9 protein-coding genes are annotated in these 10807 nt (G+C 48.3%); 6 read left to right on the top strand and 3 right to left on the bottom strand.

Going from position 1 to position 10807, the window contains the following annotated elements; translation table 11 throughout:
- Positions 1-250 precede the first annotated feature (250 nt).
- Positions 251-835: a 50S ribosomal protein L25 gene (locus DWY84_RS13475; protein WP_118533888.1), complete on the bottom strand. Its 585-nt coding sequence runs from the start codon at positions 833-835 to the stop codon at positions 251-253.
- Between the two features lie 360 nt (positions 836-1195).
- Between DWY84_RS13475 and xylB the strand changes: the two genes are divergently transcribed.
- Both xylB and DWY84_RS13465 read left to right on the top strand, forming a co-directional pair.
- Positions 1196-2665 carry a xylulokinase gene (gene xylB, locus DWY84_RS13470; protein ID WP_118533887.1) on the top strand — a complete coding sequence of 490 codons (1470 nt, stop codon included), beginning with the start codon at positions 1196-1198 and terminating at the stop codon, positions 2663-2665.
- Positions 2666-2707: 42 nt separating this feature from the next.
- Positions 2708-4192, top strand: coding sequence for an L-fucose/L-arabinose isomerase family protein (locus DWY84_RS13465; protein ID WP_118533886.1), 1485 nt, complete (start codon positions 2708-2710; stop codon positions 4190-4192).
- An 85-nt stretch (positions 4193-4277) separates the two neighbouring features.
- On the opposite strand, the gene DWY84_RS13460 is transcribed toward DWY84_RS13465, so the two are convergent.
- Together DWY84_RS13460 and sigG are read right to left on the bottom strand one after the other, a co-directional pair.
- Positions 4278-4844 carry a hypothetical protein gene (locus DWY84_RS13460; RefSeq protein WP_118533885.1) on the bottom strand — a complete coding sequence of 189 codons (567 nt, stop codon included), beginning with the start codon at positions 4842-4844 and terminating at the stop codon, positions 4278-4280.
- A 166-nt stretch (positions 4845-5010) separates the two neighbouring features.
- Positions 5011-5787 carry an RNA polymerase sporulation sigma factor SigG gene (gene sigG / locus DWY84_RS13455; RefSeq protein WP_118533884.1) on the bottom strand — a complete coding sequence of 259 codons (777 nt, stop codon included), beginning with the start codon at positions 5785-5787 and terminating at the stop codon, positions 5011-5013.
- A 229-nt stretch (positions 5788-6016) separates the two neighbouring features.
- Between sigG and DWY84_RS13450 the strand changes: the two genes are divergently transcribed.
- The 4 genes from DWY84_RS13450 (at position 6017) to DWY84_RS13435 (ending at position 10712) form a co-directional block, all read left to right on the top strand.
- Positions 6017-6556 (top strand): histidine phosphatase family protein, encoded by a 540-nt coding sequence (locus DWY84_RS13450; RefSeq protein WP_118533883.1) that lies wholly within the window; start codon positions 6017-6019, stop codon positions 6554-6556.
- 179 nt (positions 6557-6735) lie between these two features.
- A complete protein-coding gene (locus DWY84_RS13445) occupies positions 6736-7761 on the top strand; it encodes a DUF362 domain-containing protein (protein ID WP_118533882.1) in 1026 nt (341 codons plus the stop codon).
- A 282-nt stretch (positions 7762-8043) separates the two neighbouring features.
- Positions 8044-9486, top strand: a complete 1443-nt coding sequence (locus DWY84_RS13440; protein WP_118533881.1) for an ATP-binding protein — start codon at positions 8044-8046, stop codon at positions 9484-9486.
- A 164-nt stretch (positions 9487-9650) separates the two neighbouring features.
- Positions 9651-10712 carry a J domain-containing protein gene (locus tag DWY84_RS13435; protein WP_118533880.1) on the top strand — a complete coding sequence of 354 codons (1062 nt, stop codon included), beginning with the start codon at positions 9651-9653 and terminating at the stop codon, positions 10710-10712.
- The last annotated feature ends 95 nt before the right edge of the window (positions 10713-10807 follow it).

The raw sequence follows: 10807 nt of genomic DNA, 5'->3' as shown, positions 1-10807 counted from the left end.
AGTCGCCATATAGCCGGACACATTGCACTTATATTTATGCTACGCAGGATACCACCCCGTCCTGCTTCTGCTTTCCTGGCTATTCTACGGTAATAAAAAACACAGCCAGAATGGTACTGGTAAAAAGCTGAAATTTCTGGCTTTTTATCAATACCGTTCTGGCTGATTTTATTTCTCTCTTAGCGGGAGCAATACAGCGGTATGCCGGGATTACCGGCTTCGGACCTATATTGGTATTGCTCTTAAATTTTTATTTGGCAGGTGTTTCTTCTGCTTCTTCGTCTTCTTCCTCAGCCTTTGCGTATTCGCCGATGTGGAACAGCTGGGAATCAGCGGTGGTGGTTACGGTAACACCTTTCTCTTCCAGTTTCAGATCCTTCACATACAGAGTCCTGGTTCCCTGCGGAAGTTTAGCCAGATCAATTTCAATTGGGTCAAGCAGGTGTGCCGGGTCTGCTTTGTAGTGGATCTCGGTGATCTCCGGTTCGAAGACACCCTGTACAACCTCCTCATTGATAAAGGTAACCGGAACGGTTGCGGCAACAACCTCACCTGCGACCAGTGCCTGGAAATCCAGTGCCAGAATCTTCTTGCTGAGCGGATCGTAATCAATATTCTTTACCAGGGCATCAACCTTTTCACCGGAGATATCCAGCATGGTCTGTGCACCCTCTTTTGCTTTTTTAATGAAGTTTAATGCATCCTTCTCTGTATATTTCAGAGATACATTTTCTTTCATTTCACGGCCATACAGAACACCGGTGCTGTAGCCTTCTCTTCTCAATTTTTTTGCCTTTACCTCAGGATCTCTTTTTTCAGCTGCTAACGTCATCATAATAATCTGCCTCCTACTTTGAATGGCCGGGGGAAGAAAACCTTCCGGTCTCAATTATCTGAATTCATTCGTGTAGATGGAGAGCTTGTCTTTATGAGGAAGTTCTTCTTTTTGCACTGACTGTATTATAGCACTTTTGGAAAAAAGTGAACCTTCAAAAAGTACCAAAAAAGCAAATATACAAAATAATAAAATTAGCAATATTTTTCAGATATTAGCACTCTTTTATGCAGAGTGCTAATAATGTGCCGCCAGAATTTGGATATTTGTATTGAAAAACATGTTCAAAAACGATAAGATAAGAACAGAAATATGTATCCATAAAAAAACAATATGTGTGTCGGAAAAGGAGGACCGGACATGCTTTATATCGGAATCGATCTTGGAACATCCGCGGTGAAGCTTCTTTTGATGAACAGGGACGGCCAGATCAGAAAAATTGTCTCGAAAGAGTATCCCATTTATTTTCCGCATCCGGGCTGGTCGGAACAGAAGCCTGAGGACTGGTTTGCCGGTACCATGGACGGTCTGAAAGAGCTGCTGGCTGGCTGTGAGAAGGAGCAGGTGGCGGGCATCAGCTTTGGCGGGCAGATGCATGGGCTTGTGATTCTGGATAAAAACGATCAGGTGATCCGCCCGGCGCTTCTCTGGAACGATGGACGAACCTGGGAGGAATGTGATTACCTGAACAATGTGATCGGCAAAGAGAAGCTTTCGGAATATACGGCCAATATTTCCTTCACGGGCTTTACCGCTCCAAAGATTCTCTGGGTCAGAAATAAGGAGCCGGAGAACTTTGCGCGGATCGCGAAGATCATGCTTCCCAAAGATTACATAGCCTACCGTCTGACTGGTGCGCATTGTACCGATGTGTCGGATGCGTCCGGCATGCTTTTGTTTGATGTAAGGAACCGCCGCTGGTCGAAGGAAATGTGCGAAATCTGCGGCGTCCGCCAGGAGCAGCTGGCGAAGGTCTATGAATCTTACGAGAGTGTGGGAACTGTGCTTCCGGAGATTGCGGATGAGCTGGGAATTCCATATACGGTAAAAGTTGCGGCCGGTGCCGGGGATAATGCGGCAGCCGCAGTCGGAACCGGCACGGTGGGAGATGGCATGTGCAACATTTCCCTGGGGACCAGCGGAACCATCTTCATCTCTTCGGAAAAATTTGGCGTGGACAAACACAATGCGCTGCATGCGTTTGCGCATGCGGATGGCCACTATCACCTGATGGGATGCATGCTCAGCGCGGCCTCCTGCAATAAATGGTGGATGGACGGAATCCTGCAGACTTCGGACTACGCGAAAGAGCAGGCTTCCATTACAAAGCTGGGAGAAAACCATGTATATTTCCTTCCTTATTTGATGGGGGAGCGTTCTCCGCACAACGATCCGAATGCCCGCGGTACATTCATTGGTATGACCATGGATACCAGTCGGGCCGATATGACCCAGGCTGTGCTGGAGGGCGTGGCCTTTGCGCTTCGGGATTCTTTGGAAGTGGCAAGATCCCTGGGTATTCACATTGAACGCACGAAAATCTGCGGCGGTGGGGCTAAGAGCCCGCTATGGAGAAAAATCATTGCCAATGTTATGAATCTGAAGGTAGACATGATTGAGAGTGAAGAAGGACCGGCGCTGGGCGGTGCCATGTTGGCGGCAGTTGCTTGTGGCGAATACGCGAGCGTGGAGGATGCAGCCAGGAAACTGGTGAAGGTCACCAAAACGGTGGAGCCGGAACCGGAGTTGGTGGAAAAATACGAAGAACGGTATCAGAAATTCCGGCAGATTTATCCGGTATGCAAGTCATTATTTCAGCTGATTCATTAAAGGTGTTATAGAAATTCACATTTATATCAGGAGGGTAAGTACATGAACAACATTCCAGAAGTGAAAGCAGGCATTGTTGCGGTGAGCCGTGACTGTTTCCCGGAGTCTTTGTCTGTGAACCGCAGAAAAGCACTGGTGGAGGCGTACGGCAAAAAGTATGACGCAAAGGATATTTATGAATGCCCGGTCTGCATCGTGGAGAGCGAGATCCATATGGTACAGGCACTGGAGGATATCAAGGCGGCTGGCTGCAACGCGCTGGTTGTATACCTTGGAAATTTCGGACCGGAGATTTCCGAGACTCTGCTGGCAAAACATTTTGACGGACCGAAAATGTTTGTTGCTGCCGCGGAGGAGAGCAGGGACAACCTGGTACAGGGACGCGGTGACGCCTACTGCGGCATGCTGAACGCAAGCTACAACCTGGCTCTGCGCAACATCAAAGCGTACATTCCGGAGTATCCGGTGGGAACTGCTGAGGAGTGCGCGAATATGATCCACGAATTTTTGCCTGTCGCAAGAGCAGTCATTGGCCTGTCTGATTTGAAGATCATCAGCTTTGGACCAAGACCGTTAAACTTCCTGGCGTGCAACGCGCCAATTAAGCAGCTTTACAATCTGGGCGTGGAGATTGAGGAAAACTCGGAGCTGGATCTGTTTGAGGCGTTCAACAAGCATGCGGGTGATCCGAGAATCCCGGATGTTGTGGCGGATATGGAAAAAGAGCTGGGCGAAGGCAACAAAAAGCCGGAGATCCTGCCGAAGCTGGCCCAGTATGAGCTGACACTCCTTGACTGGATCGAAGCCCATAAGGGTTATCGCAAATATGTGGCCATTGCCGGAAAATGCTGGCCTGCGTTCCAGACCCAGTTCGGCTTTGTGCCATGCTATGTTAACAGCCGTCTGACCGGCCGCGGCATTCCGGTATCCTGTGAGGTAGATATCTATGGCTGCTTAAGTGAGTTCATCGGGACCTGTGTCAGCCAGGATGCGGTTACCCTTCTGGACATCAATAACACCGTGCCCTATGACCTTTACGATACCGAAATCAAAGGAAAATTCGATTATAAGAGCCATGATGTTTTCATGGGCTTCCACTGTGGCAATACCAGCACGAAGAAGCTGTCCTTCTGCCAGATGAAGTACCAGCTCATCATGGCAAGAAGTCTTCCGGAAGAGGTGACTCAGGGAACCTTGGAGGGCGACATTGTCCCGGGTGACATTACCTTCTTCCGCCTGCAGAGCACTGCGGATAACAGGCTGAGAGCTTATGTGGCAAATGGCGAGGTTCTGCCGGTGGCAACCCACTCCTTTGGCAGCATCGGCGTATTTGCGATCCCGGAAATGAAGCGTTTCTATCGTCATGTGCTGATTGAGGGGAATTTCCCGCATCATGGAGCAGTGGCCTTCGGTCATTACGGAAAAGCACTGTACGAGGTATTTAAGTATATTGGAGTCGATGTCCGGGAGATTGGTTATAACCAGCCGGCCGGCGTGCGTTATCCGACAGAAAATCCATTTGCATGATGTGATTTTCCGGGACGCGGGATTTATGCGAAACAAAAAAGGGGCGAAGCTTTTCAAGAAGCTTCGCCCTGTTTTTATGAGCAGATCAGACGGCCGGAAGAAATGCGTTGACTACCTGGTCTGGATTTACATTCTGCAGCTGGGAATTTTCAATCATGGTCAGGATCATTTCCATGTACTGACCGTTGTAGCGGATATAAGCTGTTGCGGTACATTTGAGGTCATCAATCCGATAGTTGTCGTACTGGTAACGCATCCAGTTTCCGGAAAGCAGTGTTACGCTGGACTGTACCGGAGTCAGAACGGTGTTCTGTTCATCAATCAAAGTCTCGGACAGGATTCCTTCGGTCAGATCTTTGAGATCCTGCTGGCTGAAATACTGGCTGACATCTACTCCGATATCGGAAGAAGTAACGCTTACAACGGTTGCGATGGATTCGTTGATAAATGTGATTGTACCGTCACTGCTGTCTCCCTGGATATAACCTGCCGGTACCTGCACGGTCAGGGTTCCGGTTGTCTGGGTGTTGGCTGCCGTTGTCTGGAATGTGCCATATACGGCCGGAACCACGGCTGTGTTACTGCCGGCAAATGACGGGAAAACGGATGCTGTACTGATTGCTGCTGCTAAAAACAGAGTTATTTTCTTCATTCTGCGTAACCATCCTGCTTTCTTCATCCTCTGATGATGGCTGCCGGTTTTGCCTGATTTATAATAAAATGCGCTGTATGGCAAAACGGCGATTTACACGTTATCGTTACTATAATAATATCATATAACGGTACGGATGTAAAGAAAACAAAAGGACAATCCTGTGTTAATTTAGATAATTCCGCATGGTTTTCAGCGCGTTTTTCTCCAGCCGTGACACCTGAGCCTGGCTGATATGGATCTCCTCGGCAACCTCAGTCTGGGTTTTACCTTCAAAAAAACGCAGATCAATGATGTGGCGTTCCCGTCCGGGCAGCCGGTTCATGGCTTCCCGCAGGGAAATTTCCTCCACCCAGTTTTCCTCGGAACTCTTCTTATCTTTAATCTGGTCCATCACATACAGCGGATCACCGCCATCGGTGTAGATGGGCTCGTAGAGACTGACCGGACTCTGGATGGCATCCAGGGCGTAGGTGATGTCTTCTTTGCTGATGCCGATTTCCTGGGCAATTTCCATAAGGGTTGGTTCCCGGGAGTTTTTGCGGGTCAGGCCTTCTCTGGCGTAGATGGCCTTGTAGGCTGTGTCCCGGAGGGAGCGGCTGACCCGGATGGAGTTGTTGTCCCGCAGATAGCGCCGGACCTCGCCCAGGATCATGGGAACCGCATAGGTAGAAAAACGGACATTCTGGGTAATATCAAAATTGTCAATGGCCTTGATCAGGCCGATGCATCCGATCTGAAACAGGTCATCCACATTTTCATTGCTGCTGGAAAAACGCTGGATCACACTTAGGACCAGGCGCAGGTTTCCCTTGATGTACTGTTCTCTGGCTTCCTCGTCACCTTGCAGGATCCGCTGAAACAGCGCGTCCTTTTCCTCATTCGTAAGCAGGGGCAGCTTCGCCGTATTGACTCCGCAGATTTCCACTTTGTAGCCCGCCATGTTCCTTACCTCCGCAAATCGTGTTGTTTTCTGGATGTTTTTGCAGCATTCTGACTGCCTGAAAAACGTGATGCGCAGTCAGGCAGGTTTGCTACATAAAACATGATTTACGGAAATGAATACATTTATACTTCCAGAAATTACCTGCCCCAATTTTTACGTTGCTTTTTTGCGGACGCCTGTTTATGATGATAAGAGACCACAATACGAAAAATAAAGGAGCAGACCCATGGGACATTTTTATTTTGTAAGACACGGACAGACCGTATGGAATGTGGAAGGTAAGATCTGCGGCGCGACAGACATTGCCCTGACAGAGCTTGGACATGAGCAGGCTATCGCAACCGGAAAAAAGATCCTGGAGGAGCACATTCACGCGGATGAAATTTTGTATTCCCCGCTTACGCGTGCGGCTGATACCGCAAAGCATATTTCTGAGATTACCGGGATTCCGGCGCGAATGGAACCGCGCTTAAAAGAGCAGAACTTTGGCAAGTGGGAGTCTACGCCGAGAGGCGGGGCGGAATTTAAAGTGGCAAAGCAGTCCTTTGCCTGCAGCTATGAGGGCGGTGAGTCCATGCTGCGCCTGGCCCAGCGTATTTATAACCTGTTAGATGAAATTAAGGCACAGTCTGAGGAAAAAAACTATATTCTGGTGGCTCACAATGGCATTGCCAGAGTAGTGCAGTCTTATTTTACGGATATGACCAATGAGGAGTTTGCTGGGTATGGCGTGAAGAACTGCGAGGTTGTGCGGTATGATTTCTAAAGAAATGATATTTGCGGGGTGATTTGCGGTGTGATAAATGGCTACAGGGGCGGCCTGGAAAATTTTGCGGATAATTTTGAAAAAATGCTTGAGGTAAAGTTAACTTTAGGCGCTATGATATATCCAGAAAATTGTGTTTTCAAACAGGAAGACGATTGATAGAAATAGGAGGAAATTTCATGAGCGACCAGAAACCAGTTGCAGCAACCAATGGCAGCCAGTATGTGCCGTATGACCAGAGAACCGGCGAGGAGTCTGTGGTATATTTCACCAGAGATCTTTCTGGGGAAGGTTTGAAGAAAGTTTATAACCGTATCAAGGAGCATATTTCCGGCAAGACCGGCGTGAAGCTTCACACCGGCGAGAAAAACGGCCCGAACATCATCCCGCGTCCGTGGGTGAAGGAGCTTCTGGTATCCGAACTTCCGGAGGCAAACATTGTTGAGACCAACACCTACTACGAGGGTGACCGTTACACCACAGAGCAGCACAGAGAGACCCTAAAGGTCAATGGCTGGACTTTCTGCCCGGTAGACATTATGGATGAGGATGGAACCGTGATGCTTCTGGTGAAGAACGGTAAGTGGTTCACCGAGATGAGTGTCGGCAAGAATCTGTTAAATTACGATTCTCTGCTGGTTCTGACCCACTTCAAGGGCCACGTGATGGGCGGCTTCGGCGGCTCCAACAAAAATATCGGTATTGGCTGTGCGGACGGACGCATCGGTAAAGCGATGATCCATACCGCAGAGGGTTCTGACAATATGTGGAGCATTGCCACCGAGGAACTGATGGAGCGCATCAGCGAATCCACCAAGTCCGTCGTAGATCATTTTGGTGATCATATCGCGTTTGTTAATGTGATGCGCAACATGTCTGTCTCTTGCGACTGCGAGGGCGTAGGCGCAGAGCCGGTCGTTACCCCGGATGTAGGAATCGTGGCGTCCGCAGACATTCTGGCAGCAGACCAGGCCTGCGTGGACATGGTATTTGCCATGAAGGAAGAGGATCATAAGGCACTGACTGAGCGTATGCTCAGCCGCCACAGCATGCGCCAGCTTTCCTACATGAAGGAACTGGGCATGGGCAACGACCGCTACCGCCTTATCGACCTGGATAACGACGATGCAGTCATCGATGCGGCAAAGGCAGTCGAGGGCGTGGTACCGTTTGGCCAGGTAAGAAAGATCAAATACAGTAAGTAAATAAGAATGTAATGAAAAGGTCTGGGGAACGCACTGCAATGTGCGGGAATCCCAGGCCTTTTTCGCTGGATATTGATGAAATGCCAGTCACGCGTCCATTGATTGGGTGATTTTGGGTATGAAGTGTGAGGTGAAATGATATACTTCTATTAGTTCTGTTCAAACTGAAGTTAAATTGAAGTAGTGTTGAAGCTTATATTGAAGTAGTATTGAAGTTTTCGTGAAGTAAAATGAAAGCAATTAGAAACTGCTAGAATCTGCCGTGTATTATGAGGTAAAAACATGTATCTGGAAGAATTGATCCCGGGTGTCTGCCTGGAAAGTGACAAGCTGGAGTGCAAGAGTAAACTGAACCGGGAAGATGTGGTGGGCTGGTTAAAAAGCATTGCGGGGTTTGCGAATGCGGCTGGCGGCGCATTTTATATTGGTGTAGAGGATAAGAGCAATAAACTGATTGGATTTGATAAAAAGAATGCAGATAATGAGCGGAATTATTTTAACAATCAGGTGAATGAGCATCTGACACCAAGGCCGCAGATGAGCATTTCATTTCTTCGCTATGAGATCAATGGAACCGAGCGTTTCATTATCCGGGTAGAAGTGCCGGAGTCTGCGGTGAAGCCGGTTATTTTGAAATACAAAAACATTCCGTCTATTTTTATGAGAAGAGATGGCTTTACGAATGGAGCTACTTATGAAGAAATCATAGAAATGAGCGTGAAAAGCAAGAACGTCCAGTACGATATTCTTGTTTCGGATGAAAAGTATAATGCAGACGAGATTTCCATGCTTCGGGCCTTTTATTCCGAACACAATGATGGGAAGGAATTAAAGGAGAAGGCGCTTCAGTCGCTGGGCTTTTATAATAAAGAGGGCTATCTGGCCAATGGAGCAGTTCTGTTTACCGATCATTATGATGGAAGAAAAACAGAAGTGCAGTGTTCCGTATTCTCCGGATTCAACAAGGGAAGCGAGCGGATCATTACCATTAATCGCTTTCATGGGAACATTACCTCAACCATTCAGTATATCATGGATTTTGTAAACCAGAGAATGAATCATTCCATGATTAAGCTGGAGGATACCAGAAAGAATATTGACGCGTATCCGCAGCGCGCCCTGTTTGAGGGCGTGGTCAATGCAGTTGCGCACCGGGATTATTTTTTAGATGGAACACAGATTCAGGTGGATATGTTTAAGGACCGCCTGGAAATTTCTTCGCCAGGAGGCTTTTACCGGGGTGAAAAACTGGGAAAGACCTATGACTTATCAGGAATTATATCCAAGCAGAGAAATGAACTGATCACGGGTGTTCTGGTGGCCTGCAACGTCATGGAGGCAGCAGGAACTGGATTTGACAAGATCACAGAGGAATATGCAGAGGCAGATGAGAAACATAAACCATACATTTATTCCTCATCGGATCATTTTACGCTGGTTCTGCCGGATCTGACATATCTGGACGGAGTGGAGGACAGCAGCATACCGGTGGTGGATTATATTCCCATCGCGAACGGAACAGAAATGGATGGAAAAGTGCTGGCATTCTGCTATTATCAGGCTCATAAAGCATCCGAAATCGCGGAATATCTGGGAATCAGTAATTCCACTTATCTGAGAAAGAAAATTCTTGGAAATCTGGAAGCGGAGGGATATTTGATTCCGGGGAAGATTTCCAGGGCAACTTATTACAAGACAAACCGGGATATGGTGTCGGTAAAATAATAAAAAATAGAAATTGTGTTTTTTATGTTAATTTTATTGTTCCCCCTTGCTATTCATAAAATGCGTGTTATAATACAAATAGAACAAGTCAAAATGTATGATTCTGGCTGTTGTCCATGTGTAATGCGTGGGTAGCAGCCAATTTAGAAAGCAGGGTGAGAACAATGGCTGCAAAGAGAGATTTTTATGAAGTGCTCGGTGTGTCCAAGACAGCGAGTGATGCAGAAATTAAGAAAGCATACCGTAAACTTGCCAAAAAGTATCATCCGGACAGCAATCCGAACGATACCGTGGCAGCAGAGCGGTTTAAAGAGATAAATGAAGCCTATGATGTTTTGAGTGATCCGGAGAAGAAGAAACTGTACGACCAGTTTGGCGCGGCAGCATTCGAGGCCGGGTTCGATCCGAAGGCGGCAGCCGGAGGATATGGCGGCTTTGGAGGCTTCGGTGGAGCCAGTGGTTTTGGTGAATTCCATGGAGGTTTCGGCAGCGGAACAGGTGGCTTTGGTCATGGTGCCGGAGGGTTCCATAGTTATTCCGGTGATCCGAACAGCGGATACCAGGAGTTTCATTTTGAGGGCAATCCGGAAGACATGGATGACATTCTGGACGGCATGTTCGGTGGTATGTTTGGAGGACATGGCGGAAAGCGGAGAACATCCAGATATCAGAGCTGCGGCCAGGATATTACTTCTGACCTGACTGTGACATTTGATGAGGCCGCTTTCGGCTGTGACAAGATGATTACACTGACCGGCTCCGACGGACGGAAACAGACACTGCAGCTCCATATTCCGGCAGGCATGGAAGATGGCAAGAGCCTTCGCCTGCAGGGCAAGGGCGGCGCAGGCGTAAACGGTGCTCCGGCCGGAGACCTGCTGATCTGCATTCATGTTGCGGAGAAGCCGGGCTTCACCAGAAAAGGCGCGGATGTCTATACCACAGCAAACATTCCGTTCACTACGGCAGTGCTGGGCGGCGAGGCCATCATCAATACCTTAAATGGCCGTGTATCCTGCCGCATCAAACCGGGCACCCAGTCCGGCTCCAAGATCCGCCTGAAAGGCAAAGGCGCAGCCAATATGCGGGATCCGAAGACCTTCGGTGATCTCTATGTAACCGTCCAGATTGAAGTGCCGACAAACTTAAGTGCGGAAGCATTAGCAAAGCTGAGAGAGTTTGAGGCAGCAAGCAATCGAAAGAAAAGCGGGTTCCACGCCGCGTAATGTGAAGTAACAATTTAAGAATAGTCACAAAAGGTCCGAAGCAGGACGGGGTGATATCCCGCTGCGCAAAATATAAGTGCCGTGTTCGGACGATG

It is taken from the genome of Clostridium sp. AF27-2AA (assembly GCF_003478505.1).
In the GTDB taxonomy this organism is placed as follows: domain Bacteria; phylum Bacillota; class Clostridia; order Lachnospirales; family Lachnospiraceae; genus Brotaphodocola.
Note: the sequence above shows the minus strand (reverse complement) of the source record. Positions and strands in the feature narration are given on the sequence as shown.

What these genes read in the sequence shown, in the direction of transcription:
- xylB (WP_118533887.1), top strand. Translation starts at nt 1,196, where the DNA reads ATGCTTTATATCGGAATCGATCTTGGAACATCCGCGGTGAAGCTTCTT.
- DWY84_RS13460 (WP_118533885.1), bottom strand. Translation starts at nt 4,844, where the DNA reads ATGAAGAAAATAACTCTGTTTTTAGCAGCAGCAATCAGTACAGCATCC.
- sigG (WP_118533884.1), bottom strand. Translation starts at nt 5,787, where the DNA reads ATGGCGGGCTACAAAGTGGAAATCTGCGGAGTCAATACGGCGAAGCTG.
- DWY84_RS13435 (WP_118533880.1), top strand. Translation starts at nt 9,651, where the DNA reads ATGGCTGCAAAGAGAGATTTTTATGAAGTGCTCGGTGTGTCCAAGACA.
- DWY84_RS13450 (WP_118533883.1), top strand. Translation starts at nt 6,017, where the DNA reads ATGGGACATTTTTATTTTGTAAGACACGGACAGACCGTATGGAATGTG.
- DWY84_RS13465 (WP_118533886.1), top strand. Translation starts at nt 2,708, where the DNA reads ATGAACAACATTCCAGAAGTGAAAGCAGGCATTGTTGCGGTGAGCCGT.
- DWY84_RS13440 (WP_118533881.1), top strand. Translation starts at nt 8,044, where the DNA reads ATGTATCTGGAAGAATTGATCCCGGGTGTCTGCCTGGAAAGTGACAAG.
- DWY84_RS13475 (WP_118533888.1), bottom strand. Translation starts at nt 835, where the DNA reads ATGATGACGTTAGCAGCTGAAAAAAGAGATCCTGAGGTAAAGGCAAAA.
- DWY84_RS13445 (WP_118533882.1), top strand. Translation starts at nt 6,736, where the DNA reads ATGAGCGACCAGAAACCAGTTGCAGCAACCAATGGCAGCCAGTATGTG.